The sequence below is a fragment of the Tenacibaculum sp. 1B UA genome (assembly GCF_033978845.1).
Lineage (GTDB): Bacteria > Bacteroidota > Bacteroidia > Flavobacteriales > Flavobacteriaceae > Polaribacter.
On record NZ_JAKVUA010000017.1, the window covers coordinates 53,793 to 77,297 of the forward strand.

The following is a 23,505-nucleotide window of genomic DNA, read 5'->3' on the forward strand; positions in this document are numbered from 1 at the left end:
ACAATTTTGTATTATGAGTCTTTCTAACCTTACAACCACTTTTAGAGAACAAGCAACTACCAATAATGGTAATATCACTATTAATGCAGTTACTTTTACAGATTCTCAATTAACACCTCCTGAAGGCCTGGATGAATTGTTAACTAAGGGGTATCAATTACCTGATGGAAAATTTTTATTAATTGATACATCTAGTACCACAATTCCAGAGCCAGTAGGTAATATCTTAACAATACAAAATGCTAAAGCTACAATACTTAATGTAGATAAAACAAATACCAAAGTTACTTTAATCATTACTGTTAATGAAAGTAATGAAGCTCAATTTACAATATTGATTGATTTAAGTGACTGGAAGTTTGAAACCAGTTGGAAATACATGACGGGTGGCGTGTTTGATAATATTCCATATAGTTCTCCAGCTTTTATTTTTAGTACAGAAGATATTGCTAAATTTTCATGGCAAAATCAAACTGTACCTTTGGCAATGGGGCAAAACTTTGCTTCTCTCATTACACTAACCAAATGGTTAAAACCTGTAGTAGACTTTTTTACGTCTTGGTCTTCAAGTACACGGTTAGCATTAGTAGGAAGTTTAGATCCTTCTGCTGTTAATAATGAAGAAATTATTTATCCAGAGATGAATCTTTATGTAGCTATAGATGCTACAGTAATTTCTTTAGGGTTTTTAGAGGTGAGTAATCCCGGAGTAGGATTTCAAATTAAAACAATAGAAGAGTCTGTAAGTCAAGATTCAGGTATGGATACTATTTTAAGTATTACTGAAGAAGAAGCTGAAAAAACACAGACTCCAGTTTTATATTTTCAACTTACATTACACTTAGGAGATGATATTTCTATGGATTTCAGCGCAGGGATAATTACAGAATCTTCAGCTTTTGATATTAATGTAACATCAAACCCTAATAAACCAGTAACCCCTTTAAATTTATTTTCTTTAATGGCGGGGAACAATTGGTTTACAATTGTGCCTCCAACATTACAGCAGTTTTTAAACAGTATAGCTTTTAAAGGGTTTAGTACTTCTCTCGATTTTACAGATGGTCTAAGTATTAATAGTGTATCAACATTAGTAGGGTCTAATGGAGCGTGGAATCTTTTTGATAATTTTACTATTCAAGAATTTGATGTAAACTGGTTAGTTACAGGGCCAGGAACAATTAATGATCAAAGTATTTTTTTCTCAGCTCGAGCAGATTTTTTTCCAACTATATTTAAAGGAGGTTTTGATGTAGAAATTACTTCTGATCTTACTTTATCAGCAGCTTTTGATGGAACCGTTTCAATCAATGATTTATTAGCAGCCATAACAGGTGGTTTTATAAAAATACCTGAGAGTTTGGTAAGTGTAGTGTTTACAGGGTTTGGTATCAATATGGATATCAATAGTAAATACTATGCATTTTTTGCATCAGGAGATATTGAAATGAACCTTATAACCAATATATTATTAACTGATGCAGCATTACAGCTTACCTCTACTTCTCCAGTAACTGGAACAGGTTCAAATGTATATACAGCTGCTATTAGTGGTCTTTTTACTATCGGAGATCTAAGATTACAATCAGCAGTAAACTATAATTCTTCAACAGAAGATGGAGGGTGGGATTTAAGCATAAATATGCCTGCAGGTGACAAGTTAAACTTAGGGCAATTGATGGACGGTTTGTTTAAAAAAGTAGGCTTTGAGTTGCCAACTAGTTTTTTACCAGCAGATTTGTCAATTACTAGTTTTGATTTAACAGCAGATATTCCAAATGGATCAGAAAAAGGCTCTTATGAAGTTAAAACGAGTGTGGAGTGGAAGTTTACTTTCCCTATTATTAATCAGAAAATTGATATTGCTGCAGCGTTAGCCTTAAAATTTGATGCAACTAAAGCAGTAGGAAAGCAATATTCTGGCGGTGTAATGGGAAGTGTTTTACTTGAATACTTTAATGCTGAAGTTAAAATTGGTTATAATTTTGATGGTGATGACCAATTATTAATGATTGAATGGGAAGGATTTATAGCGAAATATAATGTTGCGGGAGAAAGTAGAACGATCATTTTTGAGGTTAAAAATTGGAGTGTAGGATCGTTACTTACCTCATTTATGAAGATGCTGTTCGATCCTAACTTTGAATTAGATGCTCCTTGGGATATTCTCAATAAAATAAGTTTAGATGGATTTAAGGTTACTTATGATTTAGATACTAAGGAGGTAGTAGTAGATTATAAATTACCAAAAAGCCTTGATTTAATATTCATAACAATCAATGGTATTAAGCTAACAAAAAATGCGCAAGGTGTTCAAATAGCATTTGATGGTAGTTCAGTAGTACCAGCTGTTAACGACAGTAATGTCTTTAACAAAGAAAAAGGACAAGATGTAAAAAATATGCCAGAGGTTCCTGGACAAGGAACGCAATATTTTGAGCTACGTTTATTAGCTATGGGGCAACATGTTGAGCTAAATAATGCAGCTCAATACCAATCAATAAAAGAAGTTACAGATGCTATGGAAAAAGCATTTGATACTCCAGAAAAAGGCAAAGTACCTATTGGTCCTGGTTCAGGAAACTCGTTACTTTCATTTAATGAAAACTCTAATTGGTTGATAGGAACCGATTTTGGAATCCTTAATGTTGGTACCAAAGAAAAACCAGTATGGACATTAGAAATGCAAGCCGTATTCAATGACCCTAACTTATACGGTTTACGAATTGCCATGGCAGGTGATAAAGCTAAAATTTTTGCGGGATTAGATTTTGAGATTATGTATAAAAAAATCTCAGATGGAGTAGGAGTATACCAAATAGCACTTACACTACCAGACGCCTTGAGATATTTGCAGTTTGGAACAGTTAATATTACACTTCCTTCTATTGCTTTAGCTATTTATACCAATGGTGATTTTATGGTAGATATAGGATTTCCGTATAAACTTGACTTTTCAAGATCTTTTACCTTACAGGCTATTGTACCACCAGGAATTCCAGCAATGGGATCAGGAGGTTTTTACTTCGGGAAATTAAGCAGCGCTACTACCAAAAAGGTACCACAAACTAATTATGGTAATTTTAATCCAGTAATTGTTTTTGGAATTGGTTTACAAGTAGGTGTTGGTTATAGCATTAATTACGGAGTATTAAAAGCTGGATTTAGTATTACAATTTTTGGTGTTTTAGAAGGAGTAATTGCTACATATCATCCATATCAAGGAACTCTTCAAGAGAATAATAAGACAGAAGTAGAAACTTCTTATTACTATTGGTTACAAGGAACTCTTGGGTTAATTGGTAAATTATATGGTTCTTTAGATTTTGGAATTATTTCGGCATCTGTAAATATAACAGTAAAAGTATATGCACAAGCAACTTTAGAAGCTTATAACAAAATGCCTCTGGCTATTGTAGCTTCAGTAGATGTACAAGTTTCAGCAAAAATAAATTTAGGATTATTCTCTATTAAAATTAACTTTAGCTTCAAGGCAGAAATACGAACAGATCTTACTATTGGTACAGATCAAACAAGTATGGCTCCATGGAACAGACAACTTTCAGATTCTGTTGATGGAAGAGCTTTGGTATATGCAGCAAAATCAAGCCAATTGTCGGAATTACCGATCAAAGACATGCATTACAGCTCTAAATTAGTGGTAAGTACAGAAGAAAAGTCACCTACATTGAACATCTATTTTATTCCACACTTAACTGTTGCTGGATCGGAAAATGGGGATTTAAAGAATCAAACAGCGCAGTATGTCACTTCACTTTGGATTGATGCTCCTGATGCAGAAAACCCAGATAGTACAGTTACTTCATCGTTTGAATATTTAAGTCAAGACTTTTTTAGATGGTTAATACAAAACTATGCAGATGAAACAGCTACAGAAAGTACGAGAGCTACGGCAGACGAATTAGCAGTTTCTGAAGCCGATTTACAGCTATTACTAGCTTTGTTATCAAATGAAGATACGCCATTACCAATTCCTACAGATAAACTATTATCATTCCTTGAAGATACATTTGAAGCAGTGAACATTCAAAACGTTACAGAAAGTTCAAAACCTGAAATAGCAGCCGTGTTCCCAATGTTTTTCGATTTAGAATTATCTGTTCCAGATGCAGGGGTTGATGTTGATTTTAGCACGTATAATATGGCAACAGATGCGTATTTATCTGAAGTTAAAAAGTGGTTTAATGAATTAGCTGTAAAAGTATCTGAAGAAAATACGAACGCAGCTCTGAAAAAAAGTACCTCAGTAGAACATTCTTTATCAACATTTGTATTTGAAGACTACTTTGTACTTATAGGAAAACAACTTATAGGATACGCAGAAGATGCATTAAAAAATTACACATATCCATTATCTAAAGGTAACAGTCTAAATGCCATGGCAAACTGGGCTAATAGTATAAGCACTTCTGATGGAACAACCAATGCTGTTGAGGTAAGTAGCCTTTCTAAGGCCAACCAATCTCATCCTTTACATGGTGGAATTGATATTCAAATTACTGGAGTAATGTACACTATTCTTGATGGTGACAATTTTGTTTCTATCGGAGCTAAATACGCCCTAGAAACAGCATTACTGATTACACAAAATGCAGCCATTCCAGGATTATTACAAGTTCAAGAAATTACGTATGATGCTAAGACTTATACAGTAAAAGTGACTGATACTATTAATGAGGTGGCTACGGGATTACAAACTACCGTAGCAGATTTAGCGAATGATTCAAGTTTCCAGAAAAATACACTTTTAACTACGGAAGCAAACTTGATTATTGCTGCTGCAAATTATACAGCAAAAAGCGAAGACACCTTTACTAGTGTAGCTAGTACCACATTTAATAATATTTCAGTAGTTGATTTATTATTACAAAACCAATCTGTTCCAGGACTATTTATATCAGGTGATTCATTTGTTTATGATAGTATTACCTATGAAATTGTACCTGGAGATACCCTAACAGGGATTGCAAAAAAACTAAGTACACCTACTAATACAGTAACAGTAAATGATCTTGCTAATGATGCAGAAGTTCAATCATTGCAAGTACAACCATTAGGGGTATTATTAATTCAACCTTTCATTCACACAACTGCTACTTTTAGTAATCCAGATGATGCAGAAACTTTAGGTAAAATAGCTCAAAAATATAACACAACCTCTGAGGTTTTAGGAACAAATTATCATAACCAACAAATCAATAATTTATTTTATGATTCAGATAATTACAGTACAGCAAACATACCAGAATTAAGATGCTTAGATGTACAAAGTATATTAGATTATTTCAAAGCAAAACAATCATATACACAATTATCAGGTATGGTATCGAGATACCAACTTCATGGAATGAGGTTGCCAACTACCTTACCAGGTTTAACACTCGATGCAAACTCTCCATGTACAGGTGATAGTTGTGCATTATATCGATTAACTGGACAGCAATTTGAAATACCAAGTGACGTTAAAGAAGGGTTTACGATTAATTTAATCAACACTACATTAGATTGGTTGCAATTTAACGGAGAAGTTCCTTCAGGAGATCCTAAAAAAGCGACACTACCAATACAGTTAACCCTAGAAGACATATCACAAATAGCTACTGTGGTTACTTATGCTCAACAAACAGGTATTGAGCCAGATATTTTAAAACTGGCAGCTATGAAGCCTTATAATTTAATTCCTGTTCAATATACATTTCAAACAGTTACCCAGTGGAGTACCTCAGGAGAGGTAAACCTTCCTTATGGTAGTTTAGGAGGACAAACTGAAATATCTCCACTAATTTGGAATTTCCCATCAGGTCTTTTACAACAGATAGCCATACCTAAAAGAACTGGTTCAGCTATGGATATTCAAATAGGAACATATAATGCCACAACTGGAGCAATGGATTATAAAAACTCTGAGTATTATGGATGGTCTACACTTTTAGAAATAGACATTAAAAAGCAGGCTGACGATACTGCTCCGGGTACAAGTGCATTTACTTATGAGTTAATAGGAGCGAATGAATCAGGAACACAGGTTTTAGAAAGATTATTAAGAGTTTTAGACCCTAATTCTTCTTCTAATAATCAAGGAGTAATTGAAGATATACAATGGTTGTATGAAGGAAGTGATGGATTACTTTCTGTTGGAAATCTAAATATGAAAACATTTATAGTTCAATCTAATTTATCAACAGAAACAAATCCAGTACAATTAAAATCATTACAAAAAAGTCTTGAAATAGAAGAAGCTGAAAAACCTAATGGAGTTTTAAATTCATTATACGATTTTGTAAAACTGTTATGGGAGTGTAGTATTACGAGGTCTGGAGGATACTACTTATTATACAACGAAATTGAAGGAAATACTGGTTTCCCTGATACTATTTTTGACAGTTCAGGAAATGGAACAATATCATTATTGGTTACTTATAGCAATTCATATAATAATATTCTTAAAGATTTTATGAACTGCGCTGTAACGGGAGACAAAATTGATACGTCATCTTCTATCGTTTATGCAGAATCTAAAGCCCAAAAAGATTTAACTTATACAACGATTTCAGCAAATGAAACGTTACAAAGCATTTCATCTCAATACAATATATTAATTAGTGAGCTCGCTAATCTTAATGAAACGGATGTAAAACTTAATACCTCAGCTAAACCAATTGTATTGGACGGATTGCAATATGAGGTTGGTCTTTCATCAGATACACCGTCTAATAACTTAACAGCCATTGCAGAATATTTTAATGTAAATCCAGATGATGTTAAGAGCCTTAATCCAAGTATTGACAATTGGGATAGTTTACCTGTGTGGCAATTGGTAGAAATACCTACAGTTACTTATCAAATAACAACCAGAGAAGGTACACCAGGTAATACGATGCAGAGCATTGCTAATTATTATTTTATTGATGTTGATACATTATCTTTTATAATTAAAGATACAGCTGTTTTTAATGTCAATACAACATTTGCTATAGTTGATCAGGTAGTTCATAAAGTATCATCAATACAACAAGGTACAGCAGGTTTTGAGTTAAGTAGAACAAATCCGGGAACTCCTCCAGATAATCCAAGTGATGCTGGATATGCAGAAACCTATTTGAATAACCTATACAATTTATTAAGCTACCAAGTAGTTGCTAACAGATATTTTAACAAAAGTATTGTAGGCTTACCTTCGGGTCCAGCGAATGATAAAGACCAAAATGAAGAGAATACTAATTCGCCTTGGACTTATAATCAAGTAATACCTATTGCACAGTATGCGATTGATAATCCTAATAATTCTTATTCGGTAGGATTCCCTCAAAAAGAAGACAATCCATATAGAGGTATAGGTAATACATTACAAATACATTTTGATTGGGTTGATTATTACGGTAATGAAACAGTAACACCGTTTAGTAATCCAGAGTTGAATACAAAATCACCTCTTAATAATCCACCAGTGCAAGTAGGATACCTTGATGAATTAAAAGGGTTCTCGCAATGGCCAAGTTTGTTTATCACTTATCATGTAACCTTAGAAAATGATACAGACCGAGAATTGTTATTAAATTTCTCTTTTGATGTTACACGATACCTAAATACAGATGGTAAACCTTGCGTATCTGACCCTAATAATCCAGATGCACCAGAGTATCAAAAAAATGCATTACACGACTTAGCTGTATATACCAACATATACTATCAAATTAATCAATTTAATCCTTATGTAGAAGATCAAAATACGGTTACACTTTTATTAAGCACTTCATTGCTACCAGGAATTGAAACAGATGTAGACTTAGCACCAATCAATAATTTTGTAAAAGAAATTTACGCTTATTTATATGCTATTGCTTACTGTCAATCGGTTCCTACAGCTCCAACAATGAGTTCAATAAAACAACCAGTTGCAATAGAAAACTTGGAAACAGCTTCTATTTTTGAGTTAACAGTGGCATTACGTATGGAAAGAGATCTTTCTTTTGTTAACAACGATTTTAAAGATAGTCCATCGGTTACTTCAACTAATACAGTTGTTCAGCCAAATACCTATGTTCCTAATCTTGAACAAGAAAATAGTACAGACGAAAAAGTTCAAAACCATTCATTAACAGAATTTGCGGTCAATTTTGAAAAAACATTCTATCAAGAAAATGAATACGTACTTAAAATAGCTACAGGTATAGATAAAGAGTTGGTTGGAAGTCAGAAAAATGAAGCTATTTACATTGTAAGAATGGGACTAAAACCAGGCAATGGTATTTATTGGAATGTTGAGCCAGCAGGTTCTTATGAACTTACAAACGATTCAATTTCTAAACTATCAAATCTAGGTGTTCCTAGTTCTGTAGTAGATAAGATTACTCCGTTAGTAGGAACTATATATATGAGTAAAGCTAGTTTTGATGAAGCGTTACAAGGAGTTCTTACCCAAGAAGAGTTTACCACATATAAGATACAGATCTATACTTATAGTTTATTAAATGCATCTTTTTATGCGCCTTTACCAATTTCCACTAGCTTAGTATCTAAAAAGGATGTTCCAATATGTTCTTATGTAACAGGTAAAGGGCTAGATTGTGAAAAAGGTACAGTAAAGAACTTTACGGATGTAGATATGGATATTTGGGGAAAACAATGTTTAGATGCAATTGACCTTTTCTTAAGTTCAGAATATGCAGTGCCAGCATTTTTGGTAGACGAATTAAAATCTGAAGAAGAAAAAGAGTTTTTAAAATCTTTAAATAGTGATGCTACATCTTACCTTGAAGCCATAACCAAAGCTAAATCATTACTGGCAGAAACTATTTCAACTAAGGTAGAGCCAATTCTTACAGCACCAGAAGTAAATGAAACAAGAAAATTAAATGCTCAAGAAAAGTTTAAACAACAACTACTTATTCAGTTAGGAAATACTTATTCTGTTAATGCAGTGGTACAAATGGAAGTTACTGCCGAATCAGGAATAGCAAGAGAAGGTCAAAATCAGATAGCTCCTCGTTTATATGGTACTCCAAGTATTGTTAGTAGTACAGAAGGAGATAGTAAACTGTATTCAATTTCTAATGCCAAAATACAGTTAGATTATGAAGATGGAGAAAAAACATCTGATATATCTTTTATCTTTTCTACTAAAAACACAAAAGAGTTTACGACAGTGCCTCTAGGAATGGATTATCAAATTACTCATGTTGAATTTGATATTACAGATGTGCCAGATGTAAAAGGATATCAAGCATCAAAATGGTTAACATTTATAGTACCTGTTAATTTAGCTGAAACAGTAGAGCCTGATTTTGATAAATCTCCTTTACAGCAGTCTTTAGGTACTGTAGATATTCCTATAGTTCTTCGTAATTATCCAAAACCACCAACGCTAACAACTCAAGAAGGTAAAGCAGTGTCAGTAGTAGGTGATACAACGAAAGAAGTTCTAGAGAAAGCTTCAGAATGGAATTTCACGTACACTTATTCTGAAGATCAAGCAGCACAAGACCAAATTTATTCTGATGTTAGGTTTAATACTTTTGATAGTCAGGATAATAACCTACAAGCTAAACGTAGTAGTAAACGAAATTTATTCAATGATATGGCTCAAATGGTAAATGTATGGTCATCAGTGTTAAATGATATGACTAAGTATTTAACTCTTATATCTCCTACATCTGATGAGACTGATCCAAATCTTGACAAAGCATTTTATGCAATGCAAGCTATGGTGCAGTTAACTGATAATTTATCATTAGCTTGGGATGAACATAATAAAAAAGCAATGCTTTATAAAGCTTCTCAAGTGGGGGATACAGAAACTACAAGTGCTTATAATTTTATCATACAACAAAAAGAAGATCCACATTTTACTACTACTTGTGATTGCCAAGGAGGTGAAGAGTGTAAGCGTTTGGTAGTAAGTATAGTGCTTCCTCAAGATATGTCTGAAATAGACAAGCAGTTGTTTATGAATGAATTTAAGCTGGCGGAGATTCCTAGTGTTCCATTAATTAACATAAATAATTATACAAGAGTACAAGCAACGGATGAATCTGGAGCACCAATTGAAAATTCGTATTGGTACGTAAAAGACCCTAAAGCCAAGGTAAAGGAGTATTTAGGATATCCTTGTTCTTTTGAAATACCAAATAGAACAGTTGAGGTAAACGGACTAAATGTATTACAGTTCCAAAATACATGGGCTGGAATTGCAGTAATTAGAAATGAAGGATTGGTGGAAGACAACCCTACAAATCCTAAGTTCATTTACAGAACTCCTTTAATTAGATTCTCTAATAAACTAATACCGTTGTTAAGTAATAATACCAAAATTAATATAGCTAAAATCTTAGATGAGAATGGAAGCAGTATGTCTTTGTCAGAACATTTGGCAACATTCTTTAAAACATTCTTTACGTACGATCAATTACATCAACAAACAATTAAGATAACAAGCTATTGGAATTACTATTTACAAGAAACAGCTAAAAGTGACTTACCACCGGTTCAATTACCAGTGTTATTATACACACCTTTTTCTTTTAAAATTCCAGAAGATTATACAATACCGACTGAGGGATGTTCAGAAGAAATTACTTCTAATACACCTTTTGTATGTCAGTTAGCAAAAGCACTAGAAAAATGGTATGAAGATAAAAAACCAACAACAACAGAAGCCTATTTTTCATTTGATTTATCAGTATTCTCTGAAGTAACCGAAACTCAGCTACCACTAATACAATTATCAAATTTAGTATTACCTTATAAGTACATAAAAAACTTATAAGAAAAGTATTTTAAAAAGATATAGATAAAAGAAAAGCGGACGAAAGTCCGCTTCTAAAATTTAACAAAGCTCTTGTTTGCAATCATAAAAACAAGCACTAAACTCTTCTTTAGTCTGAAAGTTTTGAGATTTACAATAATCAAAGCACACTCTACATGTTGGTAATGCACCACCTAGAACAAGTTTTTGTTCTTTTTTTGTTAATGTCAATCCTAAGGCTGAAATGTTTTGTAACATAATTAGTTGTTTTAAATTTCTTAAAAATAGGATATTAGTACTCTTTAAACTTTTTAAAAACCGTAAAATAAGTAAGGCTTTCCCTTTTTTATATAAATATAAAAAAGGGCTAAAATTTAGTATTAATATAATTTATAATTAGTTAACAATCCTTAGTTATATGGTAGGTTGGAATATTAACATTTAGGTAATCAAAACTTAATTTTACTATGGTTAATCTATGTTTTCTCTAAAGTAGTTTTGTTGGTTATAAAAGATGAAATTGTTTGGTATGAGGTTGTTTTTTTTCTTTTTTTTAATAGTTACTACTAGTCTTGGTCAATCTTTAAAATTTAAAACATTAACAACGAAAGATGGACTCTCCAATAATTCAGTAAATGATATTATAAGTGATGTTAAAGGACGACTGTGGATTGCCACTTGGGATGGACTTAATCGTTATGATGGTAAAGATTTTAAAGTTTTCAAACATATAAATAACGACTCAACTTCTCTTGCAGGAAATGTAATTTATAGTCTACAAAGAGATGGGACTAAAACAATTTGGTGTTTAACAGATAATAATACCGTAAGTAGGCTTGTAAATCAATCAATCTTTCAAAATTTTTATTTTTCTGAAACTCCCGTTAACCTAAAGCTGTCAAAGAAAAATAATCTTGTAGTAGAAACTAAAAGTGGACAATATTTAGAGTTTGATGGAATGAGTTTCCTGAACGTAAACGAAACACAAGTAAAAACAAGCAAACAACTAATTAATGATCAATTATTACTTAACAAGTTTCCTGAAGTAATTATTAATGAATCTTATCAAGACAGAAAAGGAAATATATGGTATGCAACAAGAAAAAGTGGGCTTTATGTAATAAGAAATAATCAGGTAGATATTCACGAAACAAAAATAGAGCACTATACCTACGATTTATATAACCCTTACAGTTTTACAGGAAATGAAATTGAAAAAATTTATGAAGACAGCTTTGGTAACATCTGGTTAGGTCATAAAGATGGAGGATTAAGTATGGCTTACGTTGGGTCTGAACATATAAACACTATTGCTCCCCATCCTGTAGAATATAGGCATTTGCCTAATGAAACTGTAAGAGCTATAACAATGGACAACGATAATAATCTTTGGTTAGGTTATTATACCAAAGGATTATATAACTATAGTAAATCAGACAAATGTTTTATTAAAAAACGATTAGAGAAAGCAAAAGAAAATAAAGACTGGGAAAGAATACGTAGTTTATATACAGCAACAGACGGTTCTATTTGGGTTGGTACCTATGCAGGACTAATTCACATAAATAAAACAAAAGTGTCTTATTACGCAGCAAAAGAGAATCCTTTACTACCAGCAAATAGGATTTATGCAATGACAGAAACTAACGATGGTAGAATTTGGTTTGCTTGTTGGGGAGGAATTGCAGTGTTCAACACAAAAGAAAATAAGTTTGAAGATGTTGAAGGAAGCGAGCTTTTAAAAGCATACCATATTCGAGACGTTTTTGTTAATGGTGAAGAACTGGCTTTAGCAACAGAAAATAATGGAATGGTCCTATTTAATAGGAATAATGGAGAAAAACATCACCTTACTACAGAAAATGGCTTAACTGGTAATAGTGTATATAGTATTGATAAAGATGAAGAAACAGGGTTGTATTGGATAGCAACTTTGGGGGGAGTAACAGTTTTTGATCGTAAAAAAGGAGTGATTAAGACCATTTCAGAAAAAGAAAACTTACCAAGTCATATGGTTTACAGTGTAATTCCTAAAGAAAAAAATGTATGGGTAAGTACAACTAAAGGTTTAGCTTCTATTAATAAAGAAAATTATAAAGTAAATATATTACCTCCAGAAGAAGGATGGCAAGCACCAGAATTTTCAGAAGGAGCTTATTATCAAGATACCAAAGGAGTGTTGTATTTTGGTGGAATTAAAGGCGTAAATTATTTTGCTCCAGAATTAATAAACTTTAATAAACAACTTCCTCAATTAGTTTTAAAAATAGATGGTGTAGAGAATAGAAGAGATATTATTAAAAAAGCATTTTCAGAAAATAATATCAGCCTAGGTATAACTCCTGTAGCCTACCGAAAAAATCATAAAAATTTAATTTTATATAAGTTGAAAGGCTTTGATAAAGATTGGAGAGTGTATAGAACAACCCCTATTTTATATAAGAAAATACCACCTGGAGAATATGTTTTAGAAGTGAAAAATAGTTTAAGTGCTTCTAAAACAAATATATTTTATATAAAAATAGTAATAGCCCCACCCTTTTATAAAACCTCTTGGTTTGCATGGAGTTTAGCATCAGGAGGGGTAATTATACTCATTTTAGGTTTAGGGTATAAAGTTCGTAAAGATAAAATTTACCAAGAAAAACTTAAACAAAAAATTAATGAACGAACAGCTATAATTAATAAGCAGAAGAAAGACTTAATAAAAGCTAATGCAAAGCTCGAAAACCAAAACCGAAAAATTATCAAACAAAAAGAAGAAGTACTGGCTTTACATCACAAATTAAAAAACGAAGATTTTGAAATAGATAAATTTAAAACGTTTGTACTGGCAGAGTTTAAAAAGCCATTAATGCAAATGCTACAATATAGTCAGCAAAATAACATTCCAAATGAAATACAAACAAAATTAGTTAGTCAAGCGAAAACCATGATAGATGTATTAACGGAGTGGGATTTTCTAGAGCAAGTAAACCGTATAAACACTACAGAAAAATCCGTAATAAAAATCAATACATTCTTAGATTATTTAACGCAAAATTTAGAACGAAAATTACTACAATCACAAATAACCCTTAGCTATCAAACCCAAGTAGAAGACAAGTGGATAACTATTGATTTACTTCGTTTTAAACTTTTTTATAAATATATTTTCAATGACTTTATAAAGTATAGTAATCAAGGTAGTAACATACAAATAACCTATACCGAAAAAGAAAACAAACTAATACTAAAAGTAAATTCTGATAGTGGTATTTTAGTTAATAATATAAAAAGTTTACAACGCTATAGTCCTTATTTTAAAGCAGCGAAAGATTTACTATTAGAATTAAATGGAAAGTTGGATATAAATAATTCTGAAGAAGGAATTATTTCAATAAAGGTAGAAGTACCCTTTCACAAAGTAACCTCAGAAAAAGCCTCAATGATACAGTGGAATCATATAGGGATGATAAATGAGCTCCCACAAGGCAAGCATAAAGTGTTGGTATTGACTAGTGAAATGAACTATGGGATATTACAATCATTATTGGGAGAAGAAACTTATCATTTAATATTTGAAAACAATGTAGATAAATTATTTTCAGCACTTTCAAGTCTCAATGTAGATACTATAGTATTTTATGATGTAAAACTTACAAATAAAGTAGTACAGTTCTTAGAAAACCGTAAAGAAAATATAAAACTATCTAACTGTCCTATATTATACCTATCAGAAGAAATTGGATACTTTCAAATGGAAGAAATTACTAAATTAGGAATAGATGTTACCATTCAACTTCCAGTAAGTAAAACTTTTTTACAAGCAAAGCTAACCAACTTACTAAGTAGTAGAAAAAAACTGTTTGAAACAAAAAATCACATCGGTTGGATTGAGAATCATAAAGACGAGCAATTACTATCACCAAACGAAAAGCTAGTAAAAAAGGCACTTACCTATATGCATGAGTGCTTGCACAATCATACTTTTAATATTGAAAGTCTTCAAGAAAAATTAGAAATATCTAAAGTAAAATGCTACCGTGTTTTTAAAGAAATACTCAAACAATCTCCTTCAGAAGTGCTAATTAGCCTAAGACTTCAAAAAGCACAACACTTATTAGGTCAAAATGTTTTAAACATTTCAGAAATTAGTTTTGAGTGTGGTTTTGCCAATCCAAAATACTTTAGTAGGCAATTTAAAAAGCATTTTAATATGAGTCCTAAAGCTTACAAAGAACAAAAAGTAGTAGCATAAAAGTTAGCTTCAGATTAGGCTAATGTTAGCAGAAGGTTACTGAAACAAAAGTGTAAGAATTAAGGTGTTTTTATGAGGCTTTTTGAAATATAAGTACTCCTTTTTGAAACCATTTGACCCTCTTTAAAAAGCATCTTGAAATAGATTCGTCTCAGAATCAAAACCTAAATTATCAAATGAAAAAACACTATTTATTTATATTGTTATTATGTTTCGGGGTAGTCTCCGGAACGGTAGCACAAACTATCTTAAAAGGTACAGTTGTATCTAAAATAGACGGTGAACCCATTCCTGGAGCAACTGTTCTTGTTAAAGAGCAAAGTAAGAATGGAGTAGCTACCGATTTTGATGGTAAGTTTACGTTAAGTGTAAATAAAGATCAAGGAACCTTAGTAGTTTCTTTTATAGGGTTTCAAACACTAGAACTTCCTTTTTCGGGAAGTCAAAAGTTTTCAATAGCACTTAACGAAGAGTCGAGCGTTTTAGATGAGGTAGTACTAATTGGTTATGGTAGTGCAAAAAAAGGAGACCTTACTTCAGCCATTTCAACAGTAGAAAACATAGAATCTATGTCTAGTAGACCAGTATCTACGTTAAATGATTTTTTACAAGGAAGTGTATCTGGTGTAACTGTTTTACAGCAAGGAGGAGATCCATCTGAAGACGGTAAAGTAGTAATTAGAGGGTACGGTTCTTTTGCGAATGAAGAACCTCTTACAGTTGTAGATGGTGTACCGTATTACGGGCCAGTAATTAACCCTAACGACATCGCATCGGTATCTATTTTAAAAGATGCAGCTGCTGCTGCAATATACGGAGCACAAGCAGCTTCTGGTGTTATTGTAATTGAAACTAAAAAAGGGAAAAAAGGAAAACCAAGAATTAGTTTTGACTTTTATAGCGGTGTGCAATCAGCAGCTAAATTACCTACACCTTTAAATGCAAAGCAACAAGCAGATGTATATAATATGGCAGCAGATAATGCAGGTGCTCCAAGACAGTCTGCTCACGATGCAGAACAAAATCCATGGGGTCAAGTAACACGTACCAACTGGATGGATGCTATTTTTAGATCAGGAGCTATGTACAACACCAATATGAATATAAGTGGTGCTACTGATAAGATGAATTATATGACCTCTTTTGGTTATCATAAAAAAGAAGGATTATTACTAAATACCTATTCAGAACGTTTTTCTTTTAGAGTAAAAACAGACATACACCTTACAGATAATATTACTATAGGTGAAAATGTGTATTATTCAAGAAGTGAAGCAGTAGGTACAAACTCAACAAGTTCTTACTCAGGTAGTATTGTAAATGCATTATACATGCCGTCATCTGCACCTATTCGTGATGCAAACGGAAATTTTAGTGGAGTAGTACCAGAAAATTTATCAAATTATGCAGGAGTTTACGGAGACGTATATAATCCTGTAGCCTTGTTGTTACGTCCAGATATTAGTAATCCTGTTAATTACTTAAACGCTAACGTATATTTTAACTACGACATTACGGACGGATTAAAGTTTAAAACGAGTTATAGTTATAGTACTACGGATACGAAATATAAAAAGTTTTCTCCAAAAATTCCTGAGTTAGGAAGAACGAATTTAAACAATTATTTATATCAGAGTTATTCAGATACTAAGCGTTGGGTATGGGATAATCAATTAAGCTATAAAAAGAGTTTTGGAAATCATAATTTAGATCTTACCGCTGTTTACTCGTCACAGTTTACCGATTACGAATACTATTTCCAGCAAGGAGAAGGATTTAGTAGTGAAGAACCTTTCAATCAATTCATGTCTAATGCATCAGTAATTAGAACTCCAGAGATAGATGTGTACGAGGATGCTTTAACTTCTGCAATAGGAAGGGTATTATATAACTATAAAGGTAAGTATTTCTTATCAGGAAGTATTCGTAGAGATGAAACCTCACGTTTAGCTAAAGAAAATCAGGCAGACTATTTTCCATCAGCTTCAGCAGCATGGAAAATATCAGGAGAAGATTTCTTTAATATCGAAGCTATCAATAATTTAAAAGTAAGAGCATCTTGGGGACAAATAGGAAATATCAACTCTGTAGGATATTACTCTTTTGATGTTCCTTTAAACACCACAAATGTTATTTTAGGAGCAGATGGTTCTTTAGACGATAAAGGTACGTATGTAGGAAGACAATCAAACCCTAATCTTAAATGGGAAATTTCAGAATCTTTAGACTTTGGAATTGATATGAATTTATTCAACAATCGATTTTCTATTGTTGCTGATTATTTTGAGAAAACAACAAAAGGAATGATTATTCCTGGACTAGAAGATATTCACCAAGGAACGTCGGCTGCTGATGTAAATGGAGGAGAAGTTAAAAACACAGGATATGAATTTGCAGTTTCGTATAAAGATTATGTAGGAGACTTAAATTATAGTATTAGTGCAAACGCTAGTTTTCTTGATAATGAATTAAAGAACCTTAATGGGTATAACAGTAGTGGAATTGATTATATAGCACACTCAGATAATGTTAGAAGCACATTATATCCGTACAGATCTGTAGTAGGAAAAGAATTATACGCTACATATTTAGTGCCTTACTTAGGAATTTTCCAATCACAAGAAGAAATCAATGCACATAGTAAAGATGGACAATTAATACAACCCAACGCAGTACCAGGAGATTTTAAGTTTCAAGACACAAACAACGATGGTAAAATAGATAATAACGACCGTGTTTTTATGGATAGTTATTTACCAGAAGTAACCTATAACTTAGGGTTAAATTTAGATTATAAAGGGTTTGATTTAAATATGAATTTCCAAGGAGTAGGAGGTGTTAAAGTATTTAATGCATATAAGTTTACAGCTTTCAACGCTTCTCAACAAGGGTATAATTTAGACAACGGAGTGTTAAATGCTTGGACTCCTGAAAATACAAATACAAGCATTCCGAGGTTGTCTACACAAGATAATAATCAAACGTACGGAACCACTTCAAGCTGGTACTTAGAAGACGCTTCCTACTTACGACTTAAAAACGTAACACTAGGTTATACAGTACCAACAAGTAAAATGAGTTCTGTATTAAGTCAATCATCATTAAGAATCTATGTTTCAGGAGAAAACCTGTTTACAATCACAAATTATAGTGGAATGGATCCTGAAGTAGGAGGTAAGGGATTAGATGTTGGTAGATATCCTTCAGCAAGAACTATCTCAGCAGGAATATCATTGTCATTATAACAAAATAAAAAATAAGAAGATGAAAAATACATATATAAAACTAATTGCATACATCGTAAGTATTCAAGTAGGATTTGTTTCCTGTTCAGATGACTTTACAAATCTAGATCCATTAGGAAGTACTTCATATGAAAACTTTTGGAAAACAGAACAAGATGCTCTGGAAGCAGTAAACAGTTTATATTATTATATGAAAGATGATGATATGTTTGGAAGAGGATTCTTTTGGTACATTAATGCATCAGATGATATGGTAACAGGGCGACTAAATGCTACAGCAGATAATGTGAGAAATTTTAATATAACAGGAGATGAAGGATATACCTCTTGGATGTATCCTCAAAGTTATAAGATAATAAGGAGAGCGAATGATGTTATTTTAAATGTTCCGCAAATGAATATTAGTCAGTCAACTAAAAATCGTTTGTTAGGCGAAGCTTACTTTATGAGAGGGTTTCATTATTTCTGGTTAGCACATACCTATGGAGATAATGATAAAAATGGAGGTATTCCTATTGTTACCGAAGATAATATGAACAATGAAGCAGGAAGTTATAAACGACCACAAAGCGTCATAGAAAATTATGAATTTATTGTTAAAGACCTAAAAAGAGCAGCAGATTTATTACCTCTTTTTACTGAAATGGGAGAAGGTGATTACGGACGAGCACATAAAGATGCAGCCTTAGCGTATATTGCAAAAACCTATTTGTATTGGGCACAATATGACAGTTCTAAATATGCTAATGTGGTAACTTATTGTGATGCAGTAACAAATTCAGGATCAGGTAGAGCACTTATTGATACAGATAATCCAAAAAAAGATTTCAGATTGTTGCACAGTCATCTTAATAACTGGACGAGTGAATATATTTGGTCTGCTAATTCAGGTGTTGAAGGCGGAAGTATTTTACCAGGTGTAATGTTAGAAAATAAAGGCTGGGGGCAATATAATGGTTGGGGATATTATACACCAACAGAAAGCCTGTATAACGAATTTGAACCTAACGATGCAAGAAGAGAAGTAACCATCTTAAAATTTGGAGACGAATTTGAATTTTTTGGAGAAACAAAAAGATACCAGTCAGAAAACTCACTATCAGGGTTTCAGTTCAACAAATACATGTATGAGTATACATTTGAAAATCCAGTAGGAGCTTATATAAATTCCAACGGTAACTCACCAACAACACTATATAATACTCCAATACTGCGTTATGCAGAAATATTGTTAATGAAATCGGAAGCATTAATACAACAAGGAGGAAACGGAGATGCTGATCTAAACAGCGTAAGAGAAAGAGCAGGATTAGCTCCAGTTACCAATGCTACATTAGAAGATATAAAACACGAAAAACGAGTTGAGTTTGCTGGTGAGTTTGCAAACAGACACTACGATTTAGTACGTTGGGGAGATGCTGCTGAAGTATATAGTAAACCTTTGTATGGTAGAATTCACACAGATAGATCAAACCCAGATTCAGATTACACTGTTGAACAAGTGTGGCAAGCAAGAAATTTTGACCCTAGTTATATGCATGTATGGCCAATTCCTAATGAAGCGATTATCTCTTCAGGAATTAAGCAAAACATAGGATGGTAATTTTAGTCATTTTTTTAATTTAAGTTTAACAAAAAGATGTCGTTAAGGCGACATCTTTTTTATAAATGCATAAAATGAAATTTATTCAAAAGATATTTTTATACCTAATATTAGGGGTAGGAGCTATACAAGCACAAACCTCAAATTATACTTATAAAGTACATTCTCACAACGATTATAAACAATCTGTTCCTTTTTGGAAAGCCTATGCAGCAGGAGTTCATTCTTTAGAAATAGATGTAATATTAAAAAATAACACCCTATTTGTAGCACACGAAACAGCTGAAATTATTAATAAGCATACTATAGAATCACTTTATTTAGAGTCTTTACGAACAGCGTTAAAAAATGATCTTCAACTTACACATAAAATACAGTTGTTAATAGATGTAAAGTCAGAACCTTATAGTACACTAAATCGCTTAGTAAAAACTTTAAAAGGATACCCAGATCTTACTAAAAACAAAAATATACAGTTTGTAATCTCAGGCGGAAAACCACAAGTTAAAGACTATGCAGATTATCCAGATTATATACAGTTTGATCATCAAAAACTAACCAAAATTTTAAACCAAGAAGCTTGGAATAAGGTTGGATTAATCAGTGTTGATTATAAAAACTATTCTGTATGGAACGGAAAAGGAAGAATGGTTGCAGATGATCTTAAAAGAGTAAAAAAAGTAATTGAAACAGCACACAATTTAAATAAACCTTTCCGTTTTTGGGGAGCCCCAGATTCTGAGTCAGCTTGGAAAGTTTTTACAGATTTAAAAGTTGATTTCATAAATACCGATCAACCTTTTGAAGCTACTAAATATCTAAAAAGTTTATCAAAAAGGATAAGTTTCAATAAAGAAAAATCAGAAGTTTATAAACCTACATTTGCCTACGATCAAAAAAACAAAAAAGTAGAAAACATCATTTTATTAATTGGTGATGGAAATGGAGTATCTCAAATTTCAGCAGCAGCTTTAGCAAATGGTGGAGATTTAACATTAACTCAATTAAGAAGTGTTGGGTTTTTAAAAACACAATCTTCAGACGATTTTACAACAGACTCTGCTGCAGGAGGTACAGCTATAGCAACAGGAACTAAAACATACAATAGAGCAATTGGTGTAGGACCAGATGGTAAACCAGTAAAAAACATCAGTGAGTTATTAGTAGAATACAATTATAATATAGGTTTAATTACTACTGATGAAATTACAGGAGCAACTCCATCGGCTTTTTACGCACATCAAAAAGATAGATCGCATATGCAACAAATAGCAAGAGATCTTGAAAAAAGTGAAATATCATTGTTTATAGGTGGTGGAGCAAAACACTTCTCAAATAAACAAACCATGCCTTTCAGTATTAAAAATACTATTGAAGAAATTACTAACGATGAAGAAAAAGTAGGGGTTTTTACAGCAGAAGGAGGCATGCCAGGAATCAAGCAAGGAAGAAGTAATTTTTTAGCAAAAGCAACCCAACGTAGTTTGTCTTTTTTAAACTCGAAAAAAGAACCATTTTTATTAATGGTAGAAGGAGCTCAAATAGATAGTTATGGACATTTTAACGATACCCATGGAATTATAGCAGAAGGAATTGATTTTGACAAGGCGGTAACTGAAGCGATAAAATTTGCAGATGCTAATAAAAATACCTTAGTAATTGTTACAGCAGATCATGAAACTTCAGGATTTTCTATTCCACAAGGAAATGTAGAAAACCATATGATTGAAGGAGACTTTACTACTCACGATCATACAGGAGCAATGGTGCCTTTGTTTGCATACGGTCCACAATCAGATAAATTACAAGGAGTTTATGAAAATAGCGATCTTTTAGGGAAGGTTCTAAAAATCTTAAAGGTAAAAACTAATGAATAGATCAAGATTTTTTTTCGGTTTATTAGTGTTTATGGTGCAAGTAGCTTTAGGGCAATCGCCTAAAATTTCAGGAAGAGTTTATCATGATAAGAATCAAAATGGAATTTATGACAAAGGAGACAAAGTCCTTAAAGGGATACTTGTAAGCAATGGAAAAGATGTTGTAGCAACAAATACAAAAGGGATTTATAAAATAGAGTCTTTAGAGAATAATCCACTATTTATTATCAAACCAAAGGGGTACGTTTCACCACGTACCCCACAAAATAACTTTAAGTTTTACTATTTATCTCAAGAGTTAACCAATAAAAAATCATTTGATTTCCCGTTATATATTAATAAGGAAAAAGACAAGGTAAAAATAGCGTTGTTAGGAGATCCTCAATCAGATGTAATTGACGATATCCATCATGTTAGTAAGTTAGTAACAGAAGAATTAGTAAAAAATAAACCAGACATTATTATTCCTTTAGGAGATCTTTCGTTTGATAATCTTGACATATTTAAACCATTATCAGAAACCTTAGGGCTAGTTGGAGTTCCAGTATTTTATGTAATAGGGAATCACGATTTAAACTTTGGAGAACAAGAACTTTCTAACAGAGACAAAACTTTCGAAGCTTCGTTTGGACCTTCGTACTATGCTTTTGAATACGGAAACAACCTGTTTTTGGTGCTCAACAACAATTTCCCAATAAATAATCGTGAGTATATAGGTAAGTTTGATGAAGATCAATTAACATTTGTGTCTCACATTACTAAGAAGTTTGCAACCAAGTATAACTCGATAAAAGTTTTTACGCATATCCCTTTGGAGTATACAAGTAATAAGGAAGAATTCATATCATTAATGAATCCTTTTGACAAAGTATTGGTTGCTGCGGGGCATACACATACACAATACCATAGCTACTTTCAAAGAAATCAGAAACAAGCAGTACATCAGCTAGTAGGAGGAGCGGTTTGTGGTGCTTGGTGGCAGGGAGCACACGATATTCATGGAGTTCCATTTGCGATGATGTATGATGGTACCCCAAAAGGATATTGGTTCTTAGAAACAGAAGATAAAGATTATCATCTTAGTTATAAGGTTTCAGGAGCACCTATAGAAAAGCAAATGCATATTTGGGTTCCAGAGAACAAAGGATGGGATACAGAAATGAACATTTTAAATGAACCTTATGTATATGCGAATGTGTTTGCAGGAGGAGAATCTACAAAAGTTGAGGTTTCTTTTGATGGTACAACATGGCAATCTATGGAGTATTATCAAGGAGTAGCACCAGAGTTAAAAAGATTTTATTTACTGCAAGAATTAGGAAGGTATAAAGGACAAAAACTATCTAAAATGCCCAAACCAACTACAAAAAGTAAACACCTATGGAGGCTTAAAATATCTGAAAACCTTTCAAAAGAAATGCATTTAATAAGAGTTAGAGTGAAAGACGACTTATTAAAATTACAAGCAGAAGACGTAAGAGTTTTTTACAAGCAATAACAAAAGGAGGGGAGTTTCTCGATAACGGTCATTTCGAAAGAGGTTACAATTGAGAAATTTTTTTCTTGGTTTCAGTCACCTCGAAGATAGCTTACGAAGTAAGTTGAGAGGTCTTAAAGTTATGAGTTACTCTGATTCATGAGATTACGTCACTTTCCACTTCGACTTCGCTCAGTGTCCGTTCATAATGACGTTAAGGTGTCATTTCTGTAAAGGTTAACTAATTCGTTGACAGTTTTGGTTAAAAATATTAGGAGCCACACCATTTAAACTTTGG

The 23,505-nt window shown here is 32.5% G+C and carries 7 protein-coding genes; 6 read left to right on the forward strand and 1 reads right to left on the reverse strand.

Features of this window, described 5'->3' with window-relative positions; translation table 11 throughout:
- The first annotated feature begins 13 nt into the window (after positions 1-13).
- Positions 14-10,786: a LysM peptidoglycan-binding domain-containing protein gene (locus MK851_RS12615; RefSeq protein ID WP_320244257.1), complete on the forward strand. Its 10,773-nt coding sequence runs from the start codon at positions 14-16 to the stop codon at positions 10,784-10,786.
- A gap of 60 nt (positions 10,787-10,846) precedes the next feature.
- On the opposite strand, the gene MK851_RS12620 is transcribed toward MK851_RS12615, so the two are convergent.
- Positions 10,847-11,023, reverse strand: coding sequence for a hypothetical protein (locus tag MK851_RS12620; protein ID WP_303507133.1), 177 nt, complete (start codon positions 11,021-11,023; stop codon positions 10,847-10,849).
- Between the two features lie 271 nt (positions 11,024-11,294).
- Here MK851_RS12620 and MK851_RS12625 point away from each other — a divergent pair, with 271 nt between their 5' ends.
- The 5 genes from MK851_RS12625 (at position 11,295) to MK851_RS12645 (ending at position 23,228) form a co-directional block, all read left to right on the forward strand.
- Positions 11,295-15,005, forward strand: coding sequence for a two-component regulator propeller domain-containing protein (locus MK851_RS12625; RefSeq protein ID WP_320244258.1), 3,711 nt, complete (start codon positions 11,295-11,297; stop codon positions 15,003-15,005).
- Positions 15,006-15,181: 176 nt separating this feature from the next.
- On the forward strand, positions 15,182-18,250 hold the full coding sequence (locus MK851_RS12630) for a TonB-dependent receptor (protein WP_320244259.1): 3,069 nt from the start codon (positions 15,182-15,184) through the stop codon (positions 18,248-18,250).
- Positions 18,251-18,269: 19 nt separating this feature from the next.
- A complete protein-coding gene (locus MK851_RS12635) occupies positions 18,270-19,853 on the forward strand; it encodes a RagB/SusD family nutrient uptake outer membrane protein (RefSeq protein WP_320244260.1) in 1,584 nt (527 codons plus the stop codon).
- A 74-nt stretch (positions 19,854-19,927) separates the two neighbouring features.
- Positions 19,928-21,730, forward strand: a complete 1,803-nt coding sequence (locus MK851_RS12640; protein ID WP_320244261.1) for an alkaline phosphatase — start codon at positions 19,928-19,930, stop codon at positions 21,728-21,730.
- The gene (locus MK851_RS12645; RefSeq protein WP_320244262.1) at positions 21,723-23,228 is read left to right on the forward strand and encodes a calcineurin-like phosphoesterase C-terminal domain-containing protein; all 1,506 of its coding nucleotides are present in this window, start codon (positions 21,723-21,725) and stop codon (positions 23,226-23,228) included. Before MK851_RS12640 ends, MK851_RS12645 begins: the two co-directional genes overlap by 8 nt.
- Positions 23,229-23,505 lie beyond the last annotated feature (277 nt).